This is a genomic window from Bradyrhizobium sp. F1.4.3, from assembly GCF_040548375.1.
Taxonomy (GTDB): Bacteria; Pseudomonadota; Alphaproteobacteria; order Rhizobiales; family Xanthobacteraceae; genus Bradyrhizobium.
In genome coordinates, this window is record NZ_JBEPRN010000001.1 from 1,508,745 (window position 1) to 1,535,493 (window position 26,749).

General features: G+C 64.5%; 24 protein-coding genes and 1 pseudogene. 11 read left to right on the plus strand and 14 right to left on the minus strand.

What is annotated here, in order from left to right:
- Positions 1 to 21: 21 nt before the first annotated feature.
- The gene (locus tag ABIB73_RS07305) at positions 22 to 924 is read right to left on the minus strand and encodes a haloalkane dehalogenase (protein WP_354222454.1); all 903 of its coding nucleotides are present in this window, start codon (positions 922 to 924) and stop codon (positions 22 to 24) included.
- Positions 925 to 1,166: 242 nt separating this feature from the next.
- Here ABIB73_RS07305 and ABIB73_RS07310 point away from each other — a divergent pair, with 242 nt between their 5' ends.
- The 3 genes from ABIB73_RS07310 to ABIB73_RS07320 all read left to right on the plus strand — a co-directional run bounded on the left by ABIB73_RS07310 (position 1,167) and on the right by ABIB73_RS07320 (position 4,056).
- The gene (locus ABIB73_RS07310) at positions 1,167 to 1,772 is read left to right on the plus strand and encodes a CGNR zinc finger domain-containing protein (protein WP_354222456.1); all 606 of its coding nucleotides are present in this window, start codon (positions 1,167 to 1,169) and stop codon (positions 1,770 to 1,772) included.
- A gap of 58 nt (positions 1,773 to 1,830) precedes the next feature.
- Positions 1,831 to 2,478 carry a pyroglutamyl-peptidase I gene (locus ABIB73_RS07315; RefSeq protein ID WP_354222458.1) on the plus strand — a complete coding sequence of 216 codons (648 nt, stop codon included), beginning with the start codon at positions 1,831 to 1,833 and terminating at the stop codon, positions 2,476 to 2,478.
- Between the two features lie 207 nt (positions 2,479 to 2,685).
- Entirely contained in the window at positions 2,686 to 4,056 is a 1,371-nt protein-coding gene (locus ABIB73_RS07320) for a TIGR03808 family TAT-translocated repetitive protein (RefSeq protein WP_354222460.1), read from the plus strand.
- A 115-nt stretch (positions 4,057 to 4,171) separates the two neighbouring features.
- On the opposite strand, the gene ABIB73_RS07325 is transcribed toward ABIB73_RS07320, so the two are convergent.
- The 4 genes from ABIB73_RS07325 to ABIB73_RS07340 form a co-directional block, all read right to left on the minus strand.
- The gene (locus tag ABIB73_RS07325; RefSeq protein ID WP_354222462.1) at positions 4,172 to 4,666 is read right to left on the minus strand and encodes a TIGR03809 family protein; all 495 of its coding nucleotides are present in this window, start codon (positions 4,664 to 4,666) and stop codon (positions 4,172 to 4,174) included.
- Between the two features lie 482 nt (positions 4,667 to 5,148).
- Complete coding sequence (locus ABIB73_RS07330; RefSeq protein ID WP_354222464.1) at positions 5,149 to 6,849, minus strand: S8 family serine peptidase; 1,701 nt, start codon at positions 6,847 to 6,849, stop codon at positions 5,149 to 5,151.
- A gap of 16 nt (positions 6,850 to 6,865) precedes the next feature.
- On the minus strand, positions 6,866 to 7,558 hold the full coding sequence (locus tag ABIB73_RS07335) for a hypothetical protein (RefSeq protein WP_354222466.1): 693 nt from the start codon (positions 7,556 to 7,558) through the stop codon (positions 6,866 to 6,868).
- Positions 7,555 to 8,124, minus strand: coding sequence for a sigma-70 family RNA polymerase sigma factor (locus ABIB73_RS07340; protein ID WP_045006487.1), 570 nt, complete (start codon positions 8,122 to 8,124; stop codon positions 7,555 to 7,557). The genes ABIB73_RS07335 and ABIB73_RS07340 overlap by 4 nt, the downstream gene beginning before the upstream one ends.
- A 399-nt stretch (positions 8,125 to 8,523) precedes the next feature.
- Between ABIB73_RS07340 and ABIB73_RS07345 the strand changes: the two genes are divergently transcribed.
- Together ABIB73_RS07345 and ABIB73_RS07350 are read left to right on the plus strand one after the other, a co-directional pair.
- A complete protein-coding gene (locus ABIB73_RS07345) occupies positions 8,524 to 9,681 on the plus strand; it encodes a GGDEF domain-containing protein (protein ID WP_354222469.1) in 1,158 nt (385 codons plus the stop codon).
- A 63-nt stretch (positions 9,682 to 9,744) separates the two neighbouring features.
- Positions 9,745 to 10,848: a DUF2336 domain-containing protein gene (locus tag ABIB73_RS07350; protein ID WP_354222471.1), complete on the plus strand. Its 1,104-nt coding sequence runs from the start codon at positions 9,745 to 9,747 to the stop codon at positions 10,846 to 10,848.
- Positions 10,849 to 10,860: 12 nt separating this feature from the next.
- On the opposite strand, the gene paoC is transcribed toward ABIB73_RS07350, so the two are convergent.
- The 8 genes and pseudogenes from paoC to ABIB73_RS07385 all read right to left on the minus strand — a co-directional run bounded on the left by paoC (position 10,861) and on the right by ABIB73_RS07385 (position 18,846).
- A complete protein-coding gene (paoC, locus tag ABIB73_RS07355) occupies positions 10,861 to 13,065 on the minus strand; it encodes an aldehyde oxidoreductase molybdenum-binding subunit PaoC (protein ID WP_354222473.1) in 2,205 nt (734 codons plus the stop codon).
- A gap of 3 nt (positions 13,066 to 13,068) precedes the next feature.
- Entirely contained in the window at positions 13,069 to 14,019 is a 951-nt protein-coding gene (locus ABIB73_RS07360) for an FAD binding domain-containing protein (RefSeq protein WP_354222475.1), read from the minus strand.
- Positions 14,016 to 14,684: an aldehyde dehydrogenase iron-sulfur subunit PaoA gene (gene paoA, locus ABIB73_RS07365; protein ID WP_354222477.1), complete on the minus strand. Its 669-nt coding sequence runs from the start codon at positions 14,682 to 14,684 to the stop codon at positions 14,016 to 14,018. Before paoA ends, ABIB73_RS07360 begins: the two co-directional genes overlap by 4 nt.
- A 216-nt stretch (positions 14,685 to 14,900) precedes the next feature.
- Positions 14,901 to 14,972: pseudogene (locus ABIB73_RS37560) on the minus strand (autotransporter outer membrane beta-barrel domain-containing protein); the annotation flags it as partial.
- An 85-nt stretch (positions 14,973 to 15,057) separates the two neighbouring features.
- Entirely contained in the window at positions 15,058 to 16,827 is a 1,770-nt protein-coding gene (locus ABIB73_RS07370; RefSeq protein WP_354222479.1) for a hybrid sensor histidine kinase/response regulator, read from the minus strand.
- A gap of 58 nt (positions 16,828 to 16,885) precedes the next feature.
- Entirely contained in the window at positions 16,886 to 17,536 is a 651-nt protein-coding gene (locus ABIB73_RS07375) for a response regulator (protein WP_354222481.1), read from the minus strand.
- A gap of 123 nt (positions 17,537 to 17,659) precedes the next feature.
- A complete protein-coding gene (locus ABIB73_RS07380) occupies positions 17,660 to 18,298 on the minus strand; it encodes an NrsF family protein (RefSeq protein WP_354222483.1) in 639 nt (212 codons plus the stop codon).
- A gap of 2 nt (positions 18,299 to 18,300) precedes the next feature.
- A complete protein-coding gene (locus tag ABIB73_RS07385) occupies positions 18,301 to 18,846 on the minus strand; it encodes a sigma-70 family RNA polymerase sigma factor (RefSeq protein WP_354222485.1) in 546 nt (181 codons plus the stop codon).
- Positions 18,847 to 19,135: 289 nt separating this feature from the next.
- On the opposite strand from ABIB73_RS07385, the gene ABIB73_RS07390 reads away from it, so the two are divergent.
- Positions 19,136 to 19,798, plus strand: a complete 663-nt coding sequence (locus ABIB73_RS07390) for a hypothetical protein (RefSeq protein WP_354222487.1) — start codon at positions 19,136 to 19,138, stop codon at positions 19,796 to 19,798.
- A gap of 124 nt (positions 19,799 to 19,922) precedes the next feature.
- Positions 19,923 to 20,702 carry an enoyl-CoA hydratase gene (locus ABIB73_RS07395; protein WP_354222489.1) on the plus strand — a complete coding sequence of 260 codons (780 nt, stop codon included), beginning with the start codon at positions 19,923 to 19,925 and terminating at the stop codon, positions 20,700 to 20,702.
- A gap of 4 nt (positions 20,703 to 20,706) precedes the next feature.
- Here ABIB73_RS07395 and ABIB73_RS07400 read toward each other — a convergent pair whose 3' ends face one another.
- Positions 20,707 to 22,566, minus strand: coding sequence for an acetyl-CoA hydrolase/transferase C-terminal domain-containing protein (locus ABIB73_RS07400; RefSeq protein ID WP_354222600.1), 1,860 nt, complete (start codon positions 22,564 to 22,566; stop codon positions 20,707 to 20,709).
- Between the two features lie 222 nt (positions 22,567 to 22,788).
- Between ABIB73_RS07400 and ABIB73_RS07405 the strand changes: the two genes are divergently transcribed.
- The 4 genes from ABIB73_RS07405 (at position 22,789) to ABIB73_RS07420 (ending at position 26,645) form a co-directional block, all read left to right on the plus strand.
- On the plus strand, positions 22,789 to 24,219 hold the full coding sequence (locus tag ABIB73_RS07405) for a TolC family outer membrane protein (protein WP_502918394.1): 1,431 nt from the start codon (positions 22,789 to 22,791) through the stop codon (positions 24,217 to 24,219).
- Positions 24,220 to 24,239: 20 nt separating this feature from the next.
- On the plus strand, positions 24,240 to 24,797 hold the full coding sequence (locus ABIB73_RS07410; RefSeq protein ID WP_354222493.1) for a P-loop NTPase family protein: 558 nt from the start codon (positions 24,240 to 24,242) through the stop codon (positions 24,795 to 24,797).
- A 52-nt stretch (positions 24,798 to 24,849) separates the two neighbouring features.
- Positions 24,850 to 25,812 (plus strand): amidohydrolase family protein, encoded by a 963-nt coding sequence (locus tag ABIB73_RS07415; protein ID WP_354222495.1) that lies wholly within the window; start codon positions 24,850 to 24,852, stop codon positions 25,810 to 25,812.
- A 203-nt stretch (positions 25,813 to 26,015) separates the two neighbouring features.
- On the plus strand, positions 26,016 to 26,645 hold the full coding sequence (locus ABIB73_RS07420) for a LysE family translocator (RefSeq protein WP_354222497.1): 630 nt from the start codon (positions 26,016 to 26,018) through the stop codon (positions 26,643 to 26,645).
- Positions 26,646 to 26,749 lie beyond the last annotated feature (104 nt).

The window sequence follows — 26,749 nt, forward strand, 5'->3', positions numbered from 1 at the left end:
AGCTCGTTCTGGAAAAACGTCTTAACCGATCTGTCCGGCCAGCACCTTCGACACGAAACGTGCGGTCGCCTCACCCACCTCCTGCGGCGCGTCTTCCTGGAGGAAATGAGACCCCTTCACCACGACCGTCTGCTGGTTGGGCCAGGCCCTGCAGAACTCACGCTGCGCGCCGATCAGGAAGCCTGCTGGTTCGGCGTCGATGAACAGCTTCGGGATCGGGCTCTTCGATAACCATTCTGCATAAGCCTCGACGATTGCGACGACATCCGCGGGTTCGCCCGCGATCGGCAAATCGCGCGTCCAGCTCAGCATCGGCTCGCGGCTCGGTCCCGGATTGCGGAAGTGGCGGCGATAGACCTCCATCGCCTCCGGTGCGATATGGCGCAGCGGCAGCAAATATTCGATGAACAGGTTCTTCTGCAGGATCAGGTCTTCGCCCTGCGGTGTGCGTTGCGCCTGGAAGAAGGCGCGCGTCGCGTCGGGCCATTCGTCCCAGGAGTGAAACGGGCGGACGATGCCTTCCATATAGACAATCGCCTTGACCCTGTCGGGGTGACGATGGGCCCAGTGAAAGCCAAGCGCCGAACCCCAGTCGTGCACGACCAGGATAACGTTTCTGGTCAAACCCAGGGCATCGAACCAGGCGTCGAGATAGCGTTGGTGATCGACGAAGCGATACGAACCGTTCGGCGCCGCGCCCGAATTCCCCATGCCGACATAATCCGGCGCAAGGCAGCGGCCATACGGCAAGAGATAGGGGATGATGTTGCGCCAGAGATAAGACGGTGTGGGGTTGCCGTGCAGAAACACGATCGGGTCGCCCGTTCCGACATCGACATAGGCCATCTGGCTGTCGAGCACCTGAACGTATTTCCGATACGAGGCTTCCTCGGTCGAGATCGGGGGATGACTGACATGCAACATGGATGAAACTCCGTTCTCTCTCGTTGATGTTCGAATTTGGAGACCTCAGCCCTGACTGCCGTAGAGGAGGATCTGCGTGCAGCCAAACAGCGCGATGGTCTTGCCGTCGGCCTCGCGGATCACCTCGGCGTCCCCCATTTGCGTCGTGCAGCTGCACATAGCAGCGCGCGCTCACAACACACCAGTAAAATATTTTTAGCGGTTTCTTGTGTCAACCACCAAAAGCAATTAAATGGTGTTCCATGTCGAAGGAATCCCGCAAGTTCCAGGTGCCTGACGCGTTGGCGAATGTTTACGATTTCGCCAACTCGCTGGATTTGCGGCACTTCACTCATTGCGGCGTGCAGCATCAGCAGGCCGAGGAACTCGCAGATCCATCTGCGCTCGGCGACTGGATGCATCAGCATGGGCTGATCGACCGAGGTGCAGTCCCCTCTCAGAGGACCTTCGCAGCGGCCCTGCAATTGCGTGGCGCGATCCGGGACTATCTCAAATCCGACCCTGCGGAGCGCCACCGCAAGGCGGCCGCCACCGCTCCGCTCAACAAGGCCATGGAGCCATTTGCGCTGCGCGTTGCCGCCATCGGCAAGGACGGATTTGGATTGATGCCTATGCAGGCCGACGCACAAGCCGGCCTCTCTGCAATCGTCGCCGAACTCTACAATGCGGCGGCGACAGGCACGCTCGGCCGCTTGAAGATGTGCGCCGCGGGCGAATGCCAGCGCGTATTTTTCGATCGCTCAAAGCCGGGCACGAGACGGTGGTGTCAATCGACGCTGTGCGGCAACCGGGAGAAGACCCGGACCTATCGCGAGCGGCACAAGCACGATACCGGATCGGAGACCTAGCCGGAGGCTCGCCGGACGCGATATCCAGTGATAAAAATGAGCGAGAGGATCCAACCACTTGTCCGACAAACTCCGCATTCTCCTCACCGGTTTCGGGCCGTTTCCCGGCGCGCCCTATAACCCGACCCAGCCGCTGGTCGCGCGGCTGGCGCGGCTGCGGCGTCCCGCGTTAGACGACGTCGAGATGGCAAACCACATCTTCCCGGTGACCTATGCCGCGGTCGACCGGCAATTGCCGGAAGTGCTCGCTGTGCACAGGCCGGACGCGTTGCTGATGTTCGGCCTCGCGGCGCGGACATCTTACCTGCGCATCGAGACCCGGGCGCGCAATGCCGTCACCATGCTCTGGCCCGATGCCGCCAACACCCGCTCGAGCAAGCGCGGCATCGCCGCCAATGCGGACGCTATGATGTTCGGTCCACACACGGCAAGGCTGCTGCGCGCCGCGCGCCTCACCGGCATCGACGCCCGGCCCTCGCGCGATGCCGGCGCCTATCTCTGCAATTATCTGAGCTGGCGCGCGATCGAAAACGCAAAGGCCGGCGGACCGAAGCTTGCCGCGTTCATCCACATTCCCCTGCTCGCGCGCGGCGGCGCCGTGCGGCGCAAGGGTGCGCCACGGATCACGCTGGAGGAACTGGTGGATGCCGGCGAGGCAATGCTGATGGAGATGGTGCAGCAGGCGCGGAAGGGGCGCACTTCGTAGGGTCGGCAAAGGCGCACTTGCGCCGTGCGCACCCTCTCTATCCGATCTGCGAATTACAATGGTGGGCACCCTACGCTTTGCCCCACCCTACGGCGCCTCGCCTGCGGTAAACATTTAACCCTACTGTGAACAATCCTCACGGCCTCGGCCGCCCTGCGCTACCTAACCATCGCGGACACGCGCCCCGCGTCCGCCGGAGGACGCGCCATGAACCTCAACCGCCGTCATCTCATCGGTGCTTCGACCGCAGGCATCGCCGGCGCGCTGGCCATGCCGGCAGACGCCGCGCGCGCGGCGCCGTTGACGTCGCTGCTCGGCCGCGACGCGACCCAATATGGTGTACGGCCCGGCAGCAGCGAAGACCAGACCCGCGTGCTCCAGCGCGCCATCGACGAGGCCGCGCGGGCGCAAATGCCGCTGGCGCTGCCGCCCGGAATCTACCGCACCGGACTGTTGCGACTGCCGAATGGCGCGCAATTGATCGGTGTGCGTGGGGCGACCAAACTGATCTTCACCGGCGGGGCGTCGGCGATCCAGAGCGACGGCTCAGATGCAATCGGCCTGACCGGCATCACCTTCGACGGCGGCGGCATTCCGCTGCCGACGCGGCGCGGATTGATCCACATCCTCGGCGGCCGCGACGTCCGTATCATCGATTGCGAGATCACCGGTTCCGGCGGCAGCGGCGTCTGGCTCGAGCAGGTGTCCGGCGACATCTCCGGCAATATTTTTACCAGCATTGCTGCAACGGCCGTGGTGTCGTTCGATGCCAGGGGCCTCAGCGTCGCGCGCAACACGATTGTCGGCACCAATGACAACGGCGTCGAGATCCTGCGCACCGCGATCGGCGACGACGGCACGCTGGTCGCCGACAACCGCATCGAGGACATCAAGGCCGGACCGGGCGGCTCCGGTCAGTACGGCAACGCCATCAACGCGTTCCGCGCCGGCAACGTGATCGTGCGCGGCAATCGCATCCGGAATTGCGACTACTCCGCGGTGCGCGGCAACTCGGCCTCCAACATCCACATCACCGGCAACAGCGTCAGCGACGTGCGCGAGGTCGCGCTCTATTCCGAGTTCGCGTTCGAGGCCGCGGTGATCGCCAACAACACGGTCGACGGCGCCGCCGTCGGCGTCTCCGTCTGCAATTTCAACGAGGGCGGCCGCATCGCGGTGGTCCAGGGCAACATCATCCGCAACTTGATCCCGAAGCGGCCGATCGGCACCGCGCCGGATGACGATGCCGGCGTCGGCATCTACATCGAGGCGGACACCTCCGTGACCGGCAACGTGATCGAGAACGCGCCGTCCTACGGCATCGTCGCCGGCTGGGGCGAATATCTGCGCGATGTCGTGATCTCCGGCAATGTCATCCGCAAGGCACTCGCCGGCGTCGGCGTCTCCGTCGTGCCGGGCGCGGGCACTGCCCTCGTCAACAACAACATGATCTCGGAAACCCCGCGCGGCGCGGTGGTCGGGCTGGACCACGCACGTGCGGTCACGACGGATCTGTCGGCAGACGGCGCCCAGCGCTTTGCGCAGGTGGTGGTCGGCGGGAATGCAGTGCGGCGGTAGCTGCGCGGTTGCCAGACGAGCCGTTTCATCCTTCGAGGCTCACCCCGCGGTGCTCTGCACCGCAGGGCTCGCACCTCAGGATGACGGGATGGGAAGGCGCGGCGACATCGTCCGCTCAGAACGTGTTCCGCAGCAGCGGGTACCTCGCCTCGATACCGTCGAGGCTGAGGGTGAATTCGACGACGCGTTCGGGGGCTGCGACGATGTCGTCCGCGGGGGGCGAGAACTGTTGCAGAAGCGCGGCGAGCGGCGCAAGCGGGGCTTCGGTCACCTCGGCGAGCACGTTCGGGGTGGGGTCGAGCGCGGCCGGCACGGCAGTCTCGGGCGCGATGCGCGACAAGGTCGCCGGCGACCATCCGAATGCGGAGGTCACGCTCGCGGCGGCCGCGGCGACGTCCTCGCCGGTCGCTATGGCGCGCCAGGTCTGGACCGCGCGCTTGGCTTCCTGGATGTTTTCGAGGAATGCGAGCTCGGAATGGTAGCGGCGCCAGCGTCCGGTCTCGAACATTTCGGAGAGATGTTCCAGCCGCTGTTCGGCGAGAGCGCACCAGCGTGCCGCAATGTCGCGGTCAACGGCCGCGGCGCGAACAGCCTCTTGGCGATGTGTCATGAACCTGCCCGTCAGGAGAAAAATACGGACGCGGGGACGCAACGCACACGAATCAATTTAGACGCGACATGAATATTTTGTGGAAAAGTTTTGACTTGTCCAGCAACGACACGGCCAGCGTCACGAAATACCGTAGTCGTGCGGAGTTCTGAAGGGTTTTCGAGTCAAGCTCCGCACAAGCATAGCCGGCTTGCAGCGCTCCGGGCGAAAGCTGGCGATCAGCGCAGCCCCGGTCTCTCAACCGCAAGCTGATCCGCGCAACGCTTCAAGAAATCAGACGCCGAAAAGAAAAGACCCGTCCGGGGGGACAACCGGACGGGTCGAGCCATATGGGCGCTTGGGGTGGATGGGCGCTCGCGCCTGATATGACTTATGGGGAGGGATGACCGCTCCCACTTATTTTGGTCGTGGCAGCGGGCTGAACGTTCAATGCGGCGCTCAATTTTCCGGCCGCCTTGCTGCGTGCAATCTTGTCGCAGCCGCTATCGCGTCGCCGGCCTATCCGCCTGAGAAATCGCGGATTTATCGTCCGCATTCGATAGCGAGGGCTGCTCGATCGCGCGGATTCCTGGCTCGTCGTGACGCTCCCGCAGATCTTCACGTTTTGTTGTACCGGACGCTGCGGCAGCAGGCGTCGCGCTATCGGCTGGAACAGCCATGACTGCGGCAAAAGCGTCGGCCTCGCCGTCGCCGAAGAGATCATCACGGCCGGGTGAGCCGAGGTCGCGCGCGGTCTTCGCAAGCGTCATGCGCAGCGCTTCCGGCTTCAGCGCATAGTTGCGCTCGAGGAGCAGCGCCGCGACGCCGGAGACATAGGCCGCCGAGAACGAGGTGCCCGACGTCATCTGATATTTGCCGTCCGGCGCCGGCAGGAAGATGTCGACGCCGGGTGCAGCCAGCGCAATGTAGTTGCCGCGGTTGGAGGCGGTGAACAGCTTGTCCTGCTGGTCGGTCGCGCTGACCGCAATCACGTTGGGATTGGCGGCTGGATAAAGCGGCGGCGATTTCGCCCCGGCATTGCCGGCTGCCGCGATCAGCACCAGGCCGCGCGCGGCGGTCGCCGCGATGGCGCGCGCGATCACCGCGTCCTTCGGGCCGGCAAAGCTCATATTGACGATCTGCGCGCCGTGCTCGGCGGCATAGTTGAGTGAGCGCAGGACAATGTAGGAACTGCTCTCGGCGCCGCCCGTGGTGCCGCCGAAGGCGCGGATGGCGATGATGCGCGCTTCCGGCGCGCTGCCCATCAGCCGCGCATGCGCCACGATGGCACCCGCAATGCCGGTGCCATGGACGTGTGGGCCTTCGGTGCTGCCGAGCGCGTCGAAATTGTCGGCGATGGAGTTGGCGAGTTCGGGATGTTTGGCGTCGATGCCGGAGTCGATCACCGCGACCGTGACATTGGCGCCATGCGCCAGCATGTGTGCCTGCGGCAGGCGCAGCTTTGTCAGCGCATATTGCGCGGGATCGCCCTCGGTCGGAACCGTCGACTTCTGGTCCTGGAGCACGTAGCGGAAGTTCGGCTGGAGCGAGCGCACGCTGCCGTCGGCGGCGAATTCGCGCCGAACCGTCTCATACGGCCGACCATCGGTGATGCGGAATAGACCGATCGTGGCCCCGATCAGCGGGAAACTCTCGGATGCGATGCGCGCGAGGCCGTGGCGACGCGCAAGCTCATCGGCTTCAGTCAGCGACAATGCGCTGTCGATCTCGGCCACGAATTCGTTGGCGAAGCTGCGCAAGTTTGCGGCGACCGGTGTGCCGTTGCGGCGTCCATTGCCGGCGCTCTTCTTGCCTGATTTGCCGGAGCCGTCGCCGCCCGCGTTCGGCTGCGCGAGGCACTCGGCGTCGCGATAGGCCGCGGCGCAGGCCGGATAGAGGTTCGGCGAGTAGCGCGCATAGGGCAGCACCGATGTCGGCGCCATTCGCGCCGAGATCCGTGCAGTCGTAGCCACACGCGGACCGCGGTCGACGCTCACGACCCTGGCGGCCACGCCAGGGCTGACGCGTGCGGCGACGCTCGGAGAGATAGTCGGCGTGCGCGTGGGAATGCTGATCGTGGGCGTGCGCATGATCGCCTGGGCATGGGCGACCTCGATGCCGAGACAGGCGGCGAGCAGGAGCGCGGCTCCGACCGACGAAGCATAGGCCCCGGCTCTTACCCCACTCTCGGACTTGCGCGTCATCGGTTCAGAGGCGCGTTTAAGGCGCCGCCACGGCGAGGTTGACGAACTTCTCGCGCTGCATCTTGCCGAGCAGCGCGGCGAGCTCGTCCTGGCTCATCGCCTTGTCAAACTGGAGGCGGAACATGCCGCCCTTGGCACCGTCGATGATCGAGGCATGGTAGCTGTCAAGCAGCGAGGTGATGTCGGCTACGCGCGCCTCGGGCGTGAAGCGCACCAAGGCCCGGGCCGGCGCGGCGGCACCAAGCTCGCGCGTGATCGGCGCGCCGGTCGAGAGCGAAGCGGTCTCGAAGGTCGAGGTCTGGGTCTTCATCAGCACGGCGCCGATGATGCCGGCCTGGAGCAGCAGCGCGATGGCGCCAAGGCTCGCCGACCAGGCCAGCGTGCGCGGCGACAGGCTCGCGAAGAACGTGGCGATGCGCGCCGACAGCGGCAGCGAACCGGCGGCCCGCGCCGGCTCGGCGTCGATCGCGGCGAACAGCTTCTGCATCGCGCGCGCCGACGGAGCACCGAGGCTCTCGTTCAGATGAATGGTCTCTTCGTACTCGCCGCGGATCGCCGCATATTGCCGGGCAAGCTCCGGATCGCTGGCGAGCGCTTCCTCGACGCGGCGGGCGTCGCGCGCGTTCAGCGTGCCCGCAGCATGCCACGGCAGCAGCATCTCGATTTCACTGGGCTCTCGCTCCAGCATCTTCTTGCTCAACGCCATCACGGCCAGCCTCGCTCAATGCCGGCTGCCTTCAGCAGTTCGGCCAATTTCTTGCGCGCATAGAAAAGGCGCGTCTTCACAGTGTTCTCGGGTATTCCAACGATTTCGGCCACTTCTTCCACGGACTTCTCATGGTAGTAGACGAGATCGACGATTTCCCGATGATCCGGCGAGAGGCCCGTCAGACACTCCCGCAACGCTTCACTGGTGTCCTTCTTCTGCACGGCCGTTTCTGGATTGTCGGACGAATCCTCGATCGCATTGGCCGCCTCGTCGTCCAATTCAAAATCCTTCCTGCGCCGGAGCGCAGACAGGGCCTTGAATCGGGTGATTGCCAGCAGCCAGGTGGAAACGGCGGATCGGCCCTCGAACTTGCCGGCTTGACGCCAGACGTCCAGGAACACCTCGCTGATGAGGTCCTCCGCCGTCTGCTCGTCGCGCACGAGCCTGAGCCCGAACCGATACACCCTGACATGGTGCCGCCCGTACAGCACCTGCATGGCGAGCCGGTCGCCTTGGGCGATCCTGGCGATCAGGACCTCGTCCGTAGCCGCCTGTGTCACGCTCAAAGGCCGTCTCGCAAGGTTGGTCGGGGCGATGCGGCGGACGGTTCGACGGGAGGCGCGAAATTCTTCAACTTACCGCAGTCATGCGGGGATCTGTGTGATCTACCCCACATACGCGCATTTTCCTTGTCCCACCCGCGGCGGTCGGCCGCCTTGCTCCAGAACGGTAACATAATACAAAAACACTTTCCCGCGGAATGCCGGTGGGCCGGCACAATCGGCCCGATCCATAACACAGCCCTGTACCGCTTATGTCGCACGACGCCGGCTTTGGTCCGCGATATCGCCTGCGATGCCTAACTGGCCGCCACGCGGCGTCCCCCGGGATTCGGTGCAAAAGGATACCAAACCTAAAGGCTTGCCACGTAGATTTTTTCGACTGACATCCACATTGGCGGGACCATGAACACGGCCGCGAGGTCCTTTCCGGAGAGGAATGCCGCTGAGGTCGCGGATCTCGTCCTCACGCCCGAGGCGGCGGCGCCAGAGGTGGTGGCGCGCCGGGCCCGGCAGCGCCACCAGATGTATGTCGGCCAGGCCGCGAGCTATTCACTCGGCGCTTTTGTGCTGCTGCTCTACGCCTATGACGGCGCCGTTCATATGAACGTTCCGTCGCTGTTCTGGGTCGGCGGCCTCCTGATCATCGGCATCTTTGTCGTGATGTCGGAGGCCGGCGTCGGCGACAAGCACAGCGACCACTATCTCACGGTCTTCCAGATCTCGGCGCATATGGCGCTGCAATTCGTGTTTCTGGTGTCGGTACCGACGATCGGGATTGCCTTCATCAGCGTGCTGTTCCTGATCTTCGCGTTCGGCACGCTGCGCATGACCTCGGCCCAGGCGATGACCACCTGGGCGCTCGCGACCAGCGCGCTCGCGGCCGTGTTCCTCGCCTCCGACCTGCCCATCGGCATGCCCGTTGCGACGAGGCTCCAACGGACCGCCTCGATGCTGTGCTTCGTGCTGGTAATCGGCCAGTGCGCCTTCCTCGGCCTGTTCGGCGCCACGCTGCGCAAGATCCTGTACCGTCGCAGCATCGAGCTCAAGGCCGCCTATCAGCGCATCGAGGAGCTCGCCGAGCTCGACGAGCTGACAGGCTCCTACAACCGCCGCTGCATCATGCGGCTGCTCGACGCCGAGATGGAAAAGTCGCGGCAGGCGGCGGCGCCCTGTGCCATCGCGCTGATCGATCTCGACTGGTTCAAGCGCATCAACGACGCCCACGGCCATCCCGTCGGCGACGAGGTACTGCGGACCTTCGCCATCACCATCTTCGCCAATATCCGCCCCGACGATCGTTTCGGCCGCTATGGCGGCGAAGAATTTCTCCTGCTGCTGCCGGGTACCGAAGGCATTGCCGCATCGCGTATGCTCGGGCGGCTGCGCGGCATCGTCGCCGAGCTCGACTGGAACGCATTCTCGCCCGGCATGCGCGTGACAATTTCCGCCGGCGTCGTGACGCTGCGCGACAACGATACTGCCGACACGTTTCTCGCGCGCGCCGACAGCGCGCTCTATTCCGCCAAGGCGCACGGGCGCAACCGAATTGCTACGAGCTGACCAATCCATTTGCTGCCGGCCGCGCTGAAGCCGCGACCGGATCAAACGCTCCAGGACAGGGCTATGAGATCCAAATCCGCCAAGACATCCGAAAACCTGCTCGACGAATTGCAGTCAGCGCTCTCGCACGGCACCGTTGCGCGCCGGGTCGAGACGCTGCGCCGCGTCACCGATCTCTTCGTCAACAACGCGGTGGATTATTCCGACGAACATGTCCGCGTGTTCGACGACGTCTTCCAGTGCCTGATCGAGCAGATCGAGACCTCGGCCAAGGCGCTGCTCGCCGACCGCCTCGCGCCGGTCGGAGCCGCACCACCCCAGATCATCCGCACGCTCGCACTCGACGACGTCATCGAGGTCGCCGGCCCCGTGCTGACGAAGTCGGAGCGGCTGGACGAGGCGACCCTCATCGAGATCGCGCGCAGCAAGAGCCAGGCGCATCTCAAGGCGATCTCGCTGCGGCGGGTGCTCTCGGAAGCACTGACCGACGTGCTGGTGGCGCGAGGCGACGAGGACGTGGTGCAAGCGACCGTCAGGAACCCGGGCGCGCAGCTCTCCGAGGGAAGCCTAACAGACCTGGTCGCGCGTGCTGAGCGCGACGACGGCCTCGCCACCTGCATCGGCCTGCGGCCCGACCTGCCGCGACATCACTACCTGAAACTGGTCGCGAAGGCGTCGTTGAGCGTGCGCAGGAAGCTCGAGGCGGCTCATCCGGAACTCGCCGACGAAGTGTCGAGCGTGGTCCAGGAAGCAGCCCAGCGAGTCCGCTCCGCCGCCATGACCAGGCAAACCGAGATGGCGCGTGCACTGGTGAAATCGCTCTACGAGGACGGCCGTCTCAACGAATTCCAGGTCGCGACTTTCGCCGAGCAGGGCAAGTTCGACGAGACCAATGCGGGGCTCGCGGCGCTCGCCGGCGTCGCGGTCGAGACCGCCGAGAACATGATGATCGAGAGCCGGACCGAGGGCGTCATGATCCTCGCCAAGGTCGCGGGCATGCAATGGTCGAGCGTGCGCGCGATCATCGCCATGCGCGAAAAGCTCTCCGGCGACTCGCAGACCGACATGCTGACGCTGCGCGACACCTACGAGGCGCTACGGAGCTCAACCGCGCAGCAGGTGCTGCGCTTCCACCGCATGCAGCAGGGCGCGACGCCGGCGGCATGACTGCCGCCAACGTCAGGCGTCGGGCATACGGTGCAGCAGCTTGTCGAGCGTGATCGGGTAGTCGCGTACCCGTATGCCGGTCGCGTTGTAGATGGCGTTGGCCAGGGCCGCAGCGACTCCACACAGCCCGAGCTCACCGATGCCCTTTGCCTTCATCGGCGAGGACATCGGATCCGTTTCGTCCAGGAAAATCGTATCCTGGTGCGGAATGTCGGCGTGAACCGGAACTTCGTAGCCGGCGAGATCATGGTTGACGAAGAAGCCGGTGCGCTTGTCGACCACCAGCTCTTCCATCAGCGCCGCCCCGACGCCCATCGTCATCGCGCCGATCACCTGGCTGCGCGCCGTCTTCGGGTTGAGGACACGGCCTGCGGCACAGACGGCAAGCATCCGACGCACCCGGATCTCGGCGGTGGCCACGTCGACCCCGAGCTCGACGAAATGTGCGCCGAAGGTTGATTGCTGATGGGTCTTGGCGAGGTCGCCGTACTCAATCGAATCCTCCGCCACGAGATCGCTGTCAGACGCAGCCTGTCCCAGCGGAACGCTTCGGTTACCCGAGGACACCTGTCCATCCGAAAAAGCGATGTCAGCGGAATTGAATCCGAGCTTTTGCGCCACTGCCTCACGCAGCTTGACACAGGCGGCATAGACGCCCGAGGTCGAATTGTTCGCACCGAACTGCCCGCCGGAGCCTGCGGATACCGGGAAGCTGGAGTCGCCGAGATGAACGACGACCTTCTGGAGCGGCACGCCCATCATCTCCGCCGCGGTCTGAGCGATGATGGTGTAGCTGCCCGTTCCAATGTCGGTCATATCGGTCTCGACGGTCACGATGCCGCGTCTGTCGAGACGGACGCGCGCGCCCGACTTCATCAGAAGGTTGTTGCGGAACGCCGCCGCCATGCCCATGCCCACCAGCCAGCGGCCGTCACGCTGCTTGCCGGGCTCGGCATTCCGCGTGCCCCACCCGAAGCGCTCCGCGCCGATGCGCATGCATGCGACAAGCTGACGCTGCGAGAACGGACGGTTCGGATGCTCGGGATCGACCTGGGTGTCGTTGCGCGCGCGGAATTCAATCGGATCGAGGTTCAATCGCTCCGCCATCTCGTCCATGGCGATCTCCAGCGCCATCATGCCGGGCGCCTCGCCCGGCGCACGCATGGCGTTGCCCTCGGGGAGATCCAGCATGGCCAGACGCAACGCCGTCATCCGGTTCTCGCCGGCATAGAGCAGACGGGTCTGCTGGACCGCCGTCTCCGGCCTGCCTTCCGGCAAATTGCCGGACCAGCTCTCGTGTCCGATCGCGGTGATCTTGCCATCCCGCGTCGCGCCGATGCGGATTCGCTGGATGGTCGCCGGGCGATGCGTCGTGTTGTTGAACATCAGGGGCCGCTGCATGGCGACCTTGACCGGGCGATCGGCAGCTCGGGCGCCCAGCGCCGCGAGGATCGCGTCCGAACGGAGAAACAGCTTTCCGCCAAAACCCCCGCCGATGAAGGGCGAAATGAGGCGAACATTGTCCTTCGGCAGACCGAGCGTCTTGGCGACGTCCCCGGTCGTCCAGGCGATCATCTGATTGGAGGTCCACAGCGTCAGCTTGTCGCCATCCCATGCAGCCATCGACGCATGCGGCTCCATCATCGCATGGGCTTGATCCGGGGTGGTGTAGGTCGCATCGAGTTGCACCGGTGCAGCCGCCAGCGCGCCAGGAAAATCACCGACATTCGTATCCGGCTGGCTGTCGCCACGGCCGGGTGGCTTTGCGGCGCCATCCCGTCCGGCCGACAGGTCGAACGAGCCCTTCGCCGCGCTGTAGTCGACCTGCACAAGCTGCGCCGCAGAGCGGGCCAGCTCGAAGGTTTCGGCGACGACGACCGCCACGGCCTGGTGATAGTGGTCGACATCGGGACCGCCGAGCAGCTTCGCCGTATTGTAGTTGCCTTTGCCGAGCTTGCCGGCATTTTCCGCCGTGACGATCGCGATCACGCCAGGCGCGGCCTTGGCGCGGGACAGATCCATCGATGTGATCCGGCCCTTGGCGATGGCAGAGCCGACGATGTAGCCATAGGCGGGGGTCGCGGCGACGTCGTGCCATTCATAGGCGTAGGTTGCCCTCCCCGTCGTCTTGAGAGGACCGTCGATCCGGCTCGTCGCATGCCCGATGATCTTGAGCTGGTCGATCGGATTGGTGGTCGCGGGCGTATCGAACTTCATGGCTCAACCCTTCGCTTCGGTGAGCACGGCAGCAAGCGTGCGCTCAACCAATGCCAGCTTGAATGCGTTGTCTCGGGTCGGCCTGGCTCCGTCGAGCAGACGCGCAGCGACGGCCTTGGCGCCGCGGGGCATCTCGGCCTCGGCCGCCTCGACCCTCCATGGCTTGTGAGCGATTCCTCCGACCGCGACCCGTCCTGTTCCGTCACGCTGGACGATCGCGCCGATCGAAACCAATGCGAACGCGTAGGAGGCGCGATCACGGACCTTTCGATAGATGTGCGTTCCACCAACGGGCTTCGGAAGCGTCACGGACGTGATCAGCTCGCCGGCCGCAAGAGCCGTCTCGATGTGCGGCGTATCTCCGGGCAGACGGTGCAGATCGGCGATCGGGATATTTCGGGTCGTGCCGTCCGGACGAACCGTCTGAACGGTTGCATCGAGGGCGCGCATGGCAATCGCCATGTCACTCGGATGCGTCGCGATGCAGGCGTCGCTGGAGCCGATGACCGCATGCTGGCGGGTCACGCCACCGATGGCGGCGCAGCCGCTGCCGGGATTGCGTTTGTTGCACGGCTGATTGGTGTCATAGAAATACGGGCAACGCGTCCGTTGCAGCAGATTGCCGGCGGTGGTCGCCTTGTTGCGCAACTGGCCGGAGGCGCCGGCGAGCAGCGCGCGTGACAGCAGGCCATAGTCACGCCGGACCCGCTCATCGGCAGCCAGGGTCGTGTTGCGCACCAGCGCGCCGATGCGCAAACCGCCTTCCGGCGCAAGTTCGATCTTGTCGAACGCGAGGCCGTTGACGTCGACCAGATGAGACGGCGCCTCGATTTCCAGCTTCATGAGATCGAGCAAATTGGTGCCGCCGGCGATGAATTTTGCATTGCTGCTCTTGATAACCGCAGCTGCCGCCGCGGCGGGCGAATTCGCCTTTTCGTAGGTGAACGACTTCATGCGGGCCTCCCGGCAACCTCAGAGATTGCCTCGGCAATGTTGGAATAGGCACCGCAACGGCAGATGTTGCCGCTCATGCGTTCGCGCAGCTCGGCGTTCGTCAATTGCGGAGCAACGTTCAGGTCACCAGTGACATGACTGGGAATACCGGCCTTGATCTCGTCGACCACGGCCACCGCCGAGCAGATCTGTCCCGGCGTGCAATAGCCGCACTGGAAGCCATCGTGCTTGACGAAGGCGGCCTGCATCGGATGCATATGCTCCGGCGTGCCGAGCCCCTCGATCGTGGTGACGCTGTCGCCCTCATGCATGACCGCGAGCGTCAGACATGAATTGATACGCTGCCCGCCAACGATCACAGTACAGGCACCGCATTGACCGTGGTCGCACCCCTTCTTGGTGCCGGTGAGATGGAGATGTTCGCGCAGCGCGTCGAGGAGCGTGGTCCGGGTGTCCAGCTTTAGGGCGCGGACCTCGCCGTTCACGCTGAAGGAAACCGTCGCCATCGCGGGCGTTTCCTCTGCAACGGCGGAAGCGCGGACGGCGGGATACTGAGCCTCGTTTTGAGCCATGGCGGCGCGTGCCGCCGCTCCGATCGCGACCGACGTGGCGGTTCCGATCAGAAGGTTCCGCCGCGACATTTCGAATGCGCTGGGTTTTCGCATGGTTCGGCAGATCCCTCGCTACAACGCGTCAATGACGCTCTGAATAGAAGTGTTCCAACCGAAGTTAGTTTCCAGGCGGAAGCCGGATTAGCCCTTCACAACAGCATGAGCCTATGTACGCCATTCATGAATGAAGACTGGGCGGCGGGCTTCAGCAGCGCAGGACTTTCGAGTCCACCAGCGCGCCGATCGCGATCACCAGTGCGGTCGCGATCGTGCGCCGTTGACGACGAAGCCTGCGCCCGGCAGCGTCTGGAAGGTCGCGGCTATCGAACGATCCGGATTGAAAATCATGCGTGAGAGATCAGCGCCGAGGCACGAGCTCAACCGTCGCCGGGTGATCGCCAATCGGGGGGGGCAGCTACCCATCCCTTCAGGAACCACTATTGATGAATTCCCTGCGGTCAACACAGGATGCAACGATCGCTTCGTGCAATTCCTCGCCGGTGACCGGCTTGTGCAGAATACAATGGCCACTGGCGGCGGCCTCTCTGATGCGCGACGGCGAGGTATCGCCGGTGACGATAACGGCAGGGACCGGGCGGCCGATATGGCTGCAAAGAGCCTCGATTGCGTCCAGGCCGGTCACACCATCTCCGAGGCGATAGTCGGCGATGATCAGATCGACCGGTGCATCGCCGGCCACCATCGCCTCTGCATGAATCTGCTGCACCTCGGTGGCAGATCGGCCGGCATAGACGCGATGCCCCTGGAGCGTGAGCAACTGTACCATGACATCGAGAACATCCCCCTCGTCTTCCACGACCATGATGCTGACGGCGATGCCTGTGGGTGATGCCGTGTTGTCGGGCAAGGGAGTTGCCATCGCACTGGCTTTTGGAACCGTAACGGAAAACATCGAACCGCGCCCGGTAACGGAGACCAGCTTCAGCGGATGTTGCAGCAGTGCGGCGGTGCGGCGGACGATGGCGAGGCCGAGGCCGAGGCCTAGCGTGCGATCCCTCGCCGGGTTCTGCAATTGAACGAACTCCTCGAAGACCATTGCTTGCTGATCTGTCGGGATGCCGGGGCCGGTATCCCATATCTGGATCTCCACTGAAGCGCCACGCCTGCGACAGCCGAGCAGAACACCACCGGATCTCGTATACCGAAAGGCGTTCGACAACAGATTGCCCAAGACCCGTTTCAGCATCATGGGATCACTGTCCACCTGGAGACGGCTCTCGACGACACGCCAATCAAGGCCGCGATCCTTCGCCGCTGCCGCGAATTCGTTGCTGAGCTGGGAGAACAGTTGAGACAGATTCACCGTCTCCCTCGCAACAATGACGACGCCGGCATCAAGCCGGGAGATGTCGAGCAGTCCATTCAGAAGGGCGCTGAGGTTGCCGACAATGGATTTTGCCTTGCTGGCCAGATCGCGTGCATCGCCGGATTCGACAGCGCCGCGGTGACCCAGCACCGCGAGCTTGGCGATCAGCAGACCCAGAGCATGGATCGGCTGGCGCAGGTCATGACTGGCGGCCGCAAGGAAACGCGTTTTCGCACGATCGGCGGCTTGCGCGCGGTCGCGCTCTTCCTCGAGATGACTGACGAGCTCGACATTTTCCAGGCGCAACCTGATGGACTCACGCAGCATGCGATACGTGGTGCGGCAGTAATAGAAATTGATGGTCACGAGCCCCGCAAGCAGGGAAAGATATGCGCCGGAGATATCACCTCCATTGGTAATGGAGCGTACCGTAATCGGCAGTACAGTTGCGATGATCGAGCCGACGAGAGCAGGCGGAAAGGCCGAGAGCGACGGCACCGTGCCGCAAATCAGACCGGTCAAAACAATGACAGTGAATGAAAAAAGAATGGGCTCTTGGGGAAGGAACCCCACCCAGCCGAGCATTCCCCACAGCAGGCCTGACACGCAGGAAAACGCAGCCGCAAGCCAGGCCCATCGCAACACGGACGTCGGCTCTCTGTCCCGGCTGAAGAACCGGCGCGCGGCCAGGACGCGTATGGCGGTGAGCAGATACACTGCGCCGAGCCATCCGATCAACCAACTCGTCGATACGGTACTCCTCAGGACATACGCTGCCGCCAGGGAGATGAGGACGTTGGCGACCACCACCCCATAGGAATTACGATACAAAAGCTCGACGAGCGCCCCGCGTATCTTGTCTTCTTGCATCGAAACCTCTCCGCGCGCCGGCAGCTGCGGCGGCTTCGTTTGCGGGTTGCCGGTGCGGCTACCCCGCTGGGGGGCCGAGACGAACCGCGTAGGCCGTCAATTCGGCACCGCTGTGCAGATCGAGCTTGCGCATAAGATTCTCGCGATGTTTCCGGGCCGTAAGCGGGCTAATGCCAAGACGGCTGGCGATGTCGCGGTGGGTGACGCCATCAGGGATCATTCCGAGGATTTGCCGCTCACGCCTCGTCAGCGTGACCGGAGATATGATCGCAGCCGTGGGCTCCGGAGTTTCGTTCGGGCCGTCATGCTGGTTCACTGCAAAGCGAACCTCCTCCGCCACATAGGCGTTGCCACTTCTGATGGCATCGATCGCAGCGATGAGTTCGGATGGATCGCCGCTCTTGGTCAAATAGCCATTCGCGCCCGCGGAAAAAGCCGCCCGAACCGAACGTGGCTCGACATTGGCGGTGAGGACCAGAACCCGCAGCTCCGGCCATGCGCTTCTCAGCTGAGCTATGAACTGAAATCCACTCACACCCGGCATGCCGAGATCGAGTATGAGAAGATCGGTGGAGCTTTCGTTCAGCAGCCGATGAACAGCTTCAGCGTCCGCGGCTTCTCCACTGACAGTAAGGTCATCCACAGTCGACAGAAGCTGTTTCAGACCTTCCCGCATGATGGCGTGATCGTCTGCAATGATCGTCCTCACCAGTCTGCACCTGTGTCGCGCCCGCCCCGTAACGGTATTAGGGTATCAGTCAACTCCAATCAAGGATATGCACCGACGCGATGAGCGGCCAGGCCGAAGGCAATTTAGGGTGACCGCGCGGGCTCAGTAGCGCAGGACTTTCGAGCCCACCAGCGCGCCGATCGCCGTCACGACTGCAGTCGCGATCGTGTACCAGGTCGCGACGAACAGCGGCGAGTCGTCGGTGCAGTGCGAGGCATAGAGCGTGGCGGCGAGCCCGGCTGACAACAGGCCGGCGAGCGCGCCGGCAAGCGCGGGCCGCGACGGCGCGCCGTGGCGCAAACCGAACAGTGCGCCCGCGAGAAGAGGCATCGACATCGCGGGGATCGCCGACAGGCACCACCGCGAGTTCTTGCCGACGAGCCGCATCGTCATCGGCATGGCCGGCGCCATCATCGCCTCGCTGCCGATGGCAACCGCAAGCAGACCCACGGGCAGCAGCAGGAGCCAGCCCCAGCCGCGCATCAAGGCCTCGGGCCGCGACAGGTGCAGGCTGATGATGATCGCGGGGATCGCGAGCGACAGCGTGACCGCGAATTTCATGTCGAAGAACGGGTTGTGCATGGCCGTCATCACGTCCGGCCGCACGCCGAGAAAGGTCGCGAAGATCAGGATCGACAACGGCGCCGCGACCAGGAGGCCCATGGTCAGCAAGGCGCCGACGCGCGGGGCGCGGTGGGCGCTGTCGGCCGCAAGTGTGCGAATGAGTTGATCGGTATCCATGACTAGTGGTCCCGCAGTTTGGCAGTGAGGGCCGAAAGCCCCCGATGCAGCGCGACCCGCACCGCACCTTCGCTCATCGAAAACTTTGCCGCCGTGTCCCTGATCGAGGCACTGTCGACCGCGATCGACTGCAACACATCGCGCTGGCGCTGCGGCAAGGTGTCGAGTTGCGCCGCGACTTCGCCTGCCGAGGCCGTCTCCGGTGGCGCCTCGCCCGGCAGCGTCTCGGCGAAATCGTCGATGTTGACGAAGACGCGTCTGCCGCGCCGCCTCAGCGCATCGATCAGCTTGTTGCGGGCGATCGCAAACAGCCACGGGGCGAAGGGTGCTTCGCTGTCCCAGGTGTGCCGCTTCAGATGCACCGCCAACAAAATCTCCTGCACAATATCCTCGGCCTGATCGGGAGGCTGCCCGGCCCTCGCCAGGCCGCGCCTCGCGGCAGCGCGCAGCACCGGCGTGACCGCCTTCAACAGCCGATGATACGCCGTATCATCGCCTGCCATGGCCGACCGCATCAGGCCGGTCCACTCGTCCTCACGTCCGCGCACGCGCGCTCCTACACGGCAATTCGGCCGCTCTTTCAATTTGTTACGCCGGCACCCCGACGATCACGAAGTCGTGATCCGGCCATAGTCCACAGAACTCGATCCGGCCGGAAAAGCCCGGAAGGCTCATAACACCGATCGGTTCGACTCGCATCCGCCGGCCGGGGCACGACCCCGGTTTGCCCCGTTTTTGCCCGGTCTAGCCCGAAGATTCCCATTTTTTGCCCCGCTGTCGTCATGCGCCGGGGTCTCTGTTCGCTCCCGGGACGGGTGAATTGGGGAGATCGTCAACATGATGAAAGCCAGCGGGCGCGCGGCATTGATTCTACTAGCCGGACTAGTCCTGCTGTTCGGGGGCGCTGCACAGGCCGCGCCGAGCTCTGCCGCAAGCTCCAAGCCGGACAGCGTGAGCAAGCAGGCCGACACTGCCAAGCCGAGCAAGCAGCGGCGCCACTATTCCCACCAGAGCAGCAGCAAGACGGCGCAGAAATCTGACGACAAGAAGGACGCCGCGCCGCAGGCCGACGAGGCCAAGGCGAACACTAAGGCCGGCAATGACGTCCCGGCCTCGAGCCAGATGCCGCCGGAAGTCGCCAATGCCAAAGCCCAGCTCGCCGCCGCCGACACGCCGCCCGCTGCGGCCGCCTCCGCGATGACGGGCCGCGCCAACGACAATGTGCAGGCAGCGGCCGATAACACCGCCACGCCGGGCGCCGAGAACCAGGTGGTCGCACCCGACCAACTCAACGACATCGACCGCGCCCTGCAACAAGAAAACCCGCCCGCGCAGAAGGCCGTGATCGCCGCAACCGACGCGCAGCCGCGTCCGGCGCCGGTGATGGCAAGCAGCCAGCCGAGCTCGGCCTGGGACCAGAGCTCCCTGATCGGCAAGATCTTTATCGGCGTCGGCACGCTGCTGACGCTGGCCTCCGCCGCACGCATGTTCATGGCCTGACGGCCCCTGCCCGGGACGCGCATTCGCCGCGCGTTCCGGCAGCCCTTGGTCCCCCCCTCGGGCCCCTTGAAGCCCACCGCGCCAGCGGGCACATTGCCCGCTCAATCAAAAGCGTGGGTGGAGCATGAGCACGTTCGAACACATCATCGTCGAAAGCAAAGGCGCGGTCGGCATCATCAGGCTGAACCGGCCGAAGCTGCTCAATGCGCTCTCCTTCGGCGTCTTCCGCGAGATCGCGGCGGCGGTTGAGGATCTCGAGGCCGATGACACCATCGGCTGCATCATTGTGACCGGCAGCGAGAAGGCCTTCGCCGCCGGCGCCGACATCAAGGAGATGCAGCCGAAGGGCTTCATCGACATGTTCTCCGAGGATTTTGCCGCGATCGGCGGCGACCGTGTCGCGCGCTGCCGCAAGCCGACCATCGCGGCGGTCGCGGGCTATGCGCTTGGCGGCGGCTGCGAGCTCGCCATGATGTGCGATTTCATCATCGCCGCCGACACCGCCAAATTCGGCCAGCCGGAGATCACGCTCGGCACCATCCCCGGCATCGGCGGCACCCAGCGCCTGACCCGCGCGATCGGCAAGGCGAAGGCAATGGATCTCTGCCTCACCGGTCGCATGATGGATGCCGCCGAAGCCGAGCGAAGCGGCCTCGTCAGCCGCATCGTCCCGGCGGACAAGCTGATAGACGAGGCGATGGCGGCGGCAGAGAAGATCGCCGCGATGTCGCAGCCCGCGGCCGCGATGGCCAAGGAAGCGGTGAACCGCGCCTTCGAGACCACGCTCGCCGAGGGCATGAGCGTCGAACGCAACCTGTTCCATTCGACCTTTGCACTCGAAGACCGCTCCGAAGGCATGGCGGCGTTCATCGAGAAGCGGAAACCGGTGAACAAGAACCGGTAGGTGGCTACGCCGCACGGCTCTGGGCGAGGGCCGCGCTCACCAATGCCCGATAGCCACGTTCAGCCCACGTTTTTGGGCGATCGAGGCCGAGGCGTACGAGACATTCCTCGTCGGCGCCGTCTGGGGTTCGCAGTAACCCCTGCCACAGCAAGCCTGCGAGCGCCCGCGGTGAACGTTGCGCGGCTTGCAGGATCTCCAGCGCCGGGATGAGGCGTTGCTCGACCTCGGAGAAATCGCAGCCGAACGGAAACGATGGCAGCAATCCCGCGTCGCGCGCGGGCTTGAGCGCAGTCGCGATCCGCTCGGGATGGTTTTCGCGGTGCGCCGCAGGTATCTCATAGCCGCGCGGCAGTTTGCCAGCGTCCTGTGCGACCCGTGCCAGTTCGTCCTGAAACCGCGAATCCGCGAGCGCCAGCATGCTCGCGATGACGTCGGCATCCGACTTTCCCCTGAGGTCGGCGACGCCATACTCGGTGACGAAGACATCGCGCAGATGCCGTGGGATGGTCTCGTGTCCGTAGTGCCAGAGAATGTTGGATTTCAGCGCGCGGCCGGCTCGCCGCGTCGCCTCGAGCGTCAGGACCGATCTTGCCCCCTTCAGCGCGAAGGCCTGCGCCACAAAATTGTACTGTCCGCCGACGCCGCTCACCACCTGCCCGTCGTCAAGGCCATCGGAAACGGCCGCGCCCAGCAGCGTCGCCATCATCGTGTTGTTGATGAAGCGCGCATCGATGCGGGCGCGGCGCTTCTCCTCCTCCTCACCATAGAGCTCGTTGGTGAACGACACCGGCATCATTTGGATGCGCGCGATCTGATCCGGCGACATCTCGCGCAACGCGCGATAGAAGGATTTTGGACCCAGAAAGAAGGCGCCGTGCAGCACCACGCCATCGACGGCGCGCTTGAGAATGCCGGTGTCGATCAGGCCGATGAACGCCTCGGTCAGCATCTCGCTGACGCCATAGAGGCCGGTCTCGAAGGCGCCGGCTTCCTGCGCGACAGCCGGCCGCGCCGGTGACAGCCGCGTTACGACGTCATGAAAAGCGCCGCTGTCGCGGTGGCGCAGGATCAGGCCCTGCGCCAGCGCGTCGCCGATCTGCCCGATGCCGATCTGAAGCGTGCCGCCATCGCGGACCAGCGATGCCGCATTCAGCCCGATGGCATATTTGGCGTCGGAGATCGGCTCCGACGGCGGGGCAAAGAGAGGAAAGTCGGTCACCGGACTCTCCAGCACCGCACTGAACTCCTCGGCCGAAAGATCGCCTGCGCCAGGCATGAACGGCAGTTCGGAATTCACCTGCGCGATCAGCTTGAACGAGGCACGTCCGGCGCGACGCTCGCGCAGCACGTCCAGCGTCGTGTCAGTGTTGCAAGACAGACTGTAGCGCGGCTCGCCGTCAACGACGCGCTTCGCCACCAGCTGGGTCACCACGTTGAGCCCGCGAGCGAGCAGATAGCCGGCTGCGTGGGTATAGTTGGCCGAGATGTAATTCTGCTGCGCGGCCGGCACGTGCAGCCAGCGTCCCGCAAGAAAGAAAAATTCGATGACGTTGATGTTGGGCGGCAGCCGGCCCTCGCGCAGCGCGTCGGCATAGGCCAGATCAGGATAGCCGCCGAACAGGCGGTCGATCACGGGCGTGATGAAGCGATGCTCGATCAGGCCCTTCGGTCGCGGCTTTTCCAATGTCAACGCCGAGAGCAGTGTCAGCTTGATGTAAGGATCCGAGCCTGCCCGCGCATAGAGGGCATTGACGACGTGATTGGCCTTCCCGAGGCCGAGCGGCAGTCCGACCACCAAGTTGGTTCCGACATCGCGAATGATCTCCTCCGCGAGAGCATCGGGGTCGGAGAAGAATTTCGGCATCATCCGTGGGGTCCGGGCCGCATGACAGGCACCTGACGGAATCGGAAGGCGCCGTGGATCCCTATAACGCATTTGGGATGGGATTGGTGTGTGACGCACCTGCAACAAGCACGGATTTCATGGGGGTTTCGTCCGCGGCAGTTTGCCTGCGAGACCGGCGCTGGTTAAACAGGTAAGAGGCCGCCGTCGGCGGGGGCGGACAGCCAGGGTTTGCGGGATTTCATGATTGGGCGTGCCGCCAGAGCTGGTCGCGAGATGACGCGGCATCGATCGGGCGTGGGTCCTGTCCTGGCGACATGGACCACGCTGGCGCTGTCTTGCGCCCTGCCCACTGCTGCCTGGGCCGAAGCCCTGCCCGAGGCGCTGGCCAAGGCCTACCAGACCAATCCGCAGCTCAATGCAGAACGCGCGCGGCAGCGCGCCACTGACGAGAATGTGCCGCAGGCGCTCGCCGGCTACCGGCCACAGATCGTGGCGAGCCTCAGCGCCGGCCTGCAATCGGTGCGCAACCTGCTGCCCGACAACACCATCCAGACTGCGAACCTGAAGCCATGGGTCATCGGCGTCACGGTGACGCAGACCCTGTTCAACGGGTTCCGCACCGCCAACAGCGTACGGGTGGCAGAACTTCAGGTGCAGTCGGGCCGCGAGGCGCTGCGCAATGTCGGCCAGGGCGTGCTGCTCGATGCGGTGACCGCCTACACCAACGTGCTCGCCAACCAGTCGCTGGTCGATGCCCAGCGCTCCAATGTCGCCTTCCTGCGCGAGACGCTGTCCGTCACCCAGCGCCGCCTCAATGCCGGCGACGTCACGCCGACCGATACCGCCCAGGCCGAGGCGCGTCTGAGCCGCGGGCTTGCCGATCTCAATGCCGCCGAAGTCGCGCTTGCGGTGAGCCAGGCCACTTACGCGCAGGTGATCGGCAATGGGCCGTCGGCGCTTCGGCCCGCCGAGGTGGTCGATCGCTATCTGCCGAAGAGCCGCGAAGACTCGATGACGATGGCGATCCGCGAGCACCCGGCCGTGATGGCCGCTGGCTTCGACGTCGATGTCGCCTCCACCAACATCCGCGTCGCCGAAGGCGCACTGCTGCCGAGCGCCAGCATCCAGGGCAGCGCCAGCCGCAGCCGTGACAACGACCCGACGCTCGGCACCTTCGCCAACGACCAGGCCTCGATTGTGGCCAATGTCACCGCCCCGATCTATGACGGCGGCCAGGCTGCGTCGCAGACACGGCAGGCCAAGGAAGTTACGGCACAGAGCCGGCTGGTGCTCGACCAGGTGCGCAACCAGGCGCGCACGGCGGCGACCAGCGCCTGGGTTGCCAATGAGGGCGCCAAGATCGCGGTCTCGGCTTCGGAGTCCGAGGTGAAGGCCGCGACGGTCGCGCTCCAGGGCGTGCAGCGGGAAGCTGCCGGCGGACAGCGCACGACGGTGGACGTGCTGAACTCGCAGGCCGACCTGATCCAGGCCAAGGCGCGCCTGATCGGCGCACTACGCGACCGCGTGATCGCCTCCTACACGCTGCTCAGCGCCGTCGGCCATCTCGACGTCAAGACGCTGAGCCTGAACACACCGGACTATTTGCCCGAGGTGCACTACCAGCAGGTCCGCGACGCCTGGCACGGCCTGCGTACGCCCTCGGGGCAGTAGTTTCAAATCTTCTGGTGCCCATGAAGAGCCACCGCATTCATTTGATGGGAGCTTCGGGCTCCGGCGTGACGACCCTGGGTCGCGCCCTCGCCGGTCGACTTGCGCTTCCGCATCACGACAGCGACGATTACTTCTGGCTGCCGACCGCGCCGCCCTACCAGACGACCCGCCCTGCCTCCGAGCGCCTGCGCTTGATGCGTGAGATGTTCCTGCCGCGCCTCGATTGGGTACTGAGCGGGACCGTGACCGGATGGGGTGACGAGCTCATCCCGTTGTTCGATCTCGTCGTCTACGTGACCACGCCGCGCGAAATCCGGTTGAGGCGCCTGCGAGCCCGCGAGGCCACGCATTTCGGCGCCGATGCCGTCGCACCGGGCGGCTGGCGACATGATGAGACTGAGTCGTTCGTCGAATGGGCCTCGCACTACGAAGCCGGCGATCGCGAAGGCCGCAGTCTCGCAAAACATGAGGCGTGGCTCGCGGGCCTGCTTTGCCCGGTGGTACGCGTCGACGGTTCGCGCCCCATTGCCGACCTGGTCGAGCTGCTATGCAGCGAAGCGCGGCGATTGCCCGGCTGATGTGATATGGTCTCCGAGACCACCGTTAAAGAATGAAGCAGGGAGAGAAACCATGCTCAACCGACGCAGCATCCTGCTTGCCTCCCTTGCCGCCGGAGTAGCCATGACCAACAGAGCCCACGCCCGGGCGTCACAGCCGGCGACGCCGGTCAACTTCGACGTTCCGGCCTATGCCTGCGACTGCCACACCCACATCCATGGCGATGTCGAAAAATTTCCGTTCTTCGCAGGGCGGGTCTATACGCCTGAGCCGGCGAGCCCCGAAGAAATGGCCGCGCTGCACAAGGCGCTGCATATCGAGCGCGTGGTGATCGTGACACCGAGCGTCTACGGCACCGACAACTCCTCCACCTTGTTCGGCATGAAGGCACGCGGCGCGACCGCGCGCGGGGTGGCGGTGATCGACGACAAGACCACGGAGGCCCAGCTCGATGCCATGCAGCAGGATGGATTCCGCGGCATCCGCATCAATCTCGCCACCGGCGGCATCAGCGATCCCAATGTCGGCCGCGCCCGCTTTACGGCGGCCGTCGAGCGGATGAAGGCGCGCGGCTGGCACGTGCAGCTCTACACCACGCTGCCGATGATTACCGCGATCAAGGATCTCGTGCTGGCCGCTCCGGTGCCGGCGGTGTTCGACCATTTTGGCGGCCTCGAGGCGTCACTTGGGCTGGAGCAGCCGGGATTTGCGGACCTGATCGCGCTCGTCAAATCCGGCAAGGCCTATGTGAAGATCTCCGGAGCCTATCGGTCCTCAAAGCTCGCGCCCGATTATAAGGACATGGTGCCCTATGCGCGCGCGCTGATCGCGGCGAATGCGGACCGCATCGTCTGGGGCACCGACTGGCCGCATCCGGATTCGAGCCATGTCGAGGGGCGGAAAGCCACGGATATCGCGCCGCTCTACCCGATCGACGACGGCCGCCTGCTCAATCAGCTTCCGGTGTGGGCGCCGGATGCCGACGTGCGCAAGACAATCCTGGTCGACAATCCGGCGCGGCTCTACGGCTTCTGAGTCGCGACAAGTCCGATTAGGTTCAAACGAAGTGCGACGTGGTTTCATGTCGAGTCATGGAACTGTTGTCGCGAGAGCACAGCGCGACATCGGCTCACACGAACGTGTTTGTGCTCCCGTCCGCTTCTCAGCCGTACGGTTGACGCGACGCTTCGGTTTCGCCGGTACGCACACGCACAGATTTTATTTGTTCGTGCGGTCGCATGCCTTTATCGCATTATCTTGCCGCGCTCGTGTCCGGCATTGGAATTGGCTTCACTGTTGCGGCTCCGATCGGGCCAATGGGCATGCTGTGCATTCAGCGCACATTGGCGTCGGGCATGGCCACGGGACTTGCAACGGGCTTTGGTGCCGCGACCGTGCATCTCGCCTACAGCGCGTTTGCAGTGTTGGGCCTCGGCACGCTTGCGCAGCCTTGGGTCGAGGCCAATACAGCAGGCTTCGGCATCGTCTCGGCCCTCACGCTGCTGTGGTTTGCGGTTCGGACCCATCGTGGCTCCATTGCGCTTCAGGACACGGGCGATGTCGATGGCGTGCGTCTGACGCGCGCTTATCTCAGCGCCATCGCGCTCGGATTGACCAATCCACTCACGGTCATCCTGTTCCTGGCGGCGCTGCACGCGTTCTCGACGCAGTCCGCCGCGCCACCGCTGGTCGCGGGCGTCTTCGTCGGCTCGGCGATCTGGTGGACGATGCTCAGCACGATGGTCGCAACCGCACGGTCACGACTGACGCCACGAATGCTGTCGTTGAGCCGCCGGTTCGCGAGCCTGATGCTGCTCGGACTTGGCACCACGATGCTGGTGCGGATCGCGCAGCGGATGTTAGGCTAGGGTCTGTTAAGATTCAGGATTCACAGATTGGAACATCCGTGATTCAAGCTCCGAAAGGAGCTTTGGATGCACCGATTCGTTTTGACGGACGAGCAGTGGGCGAA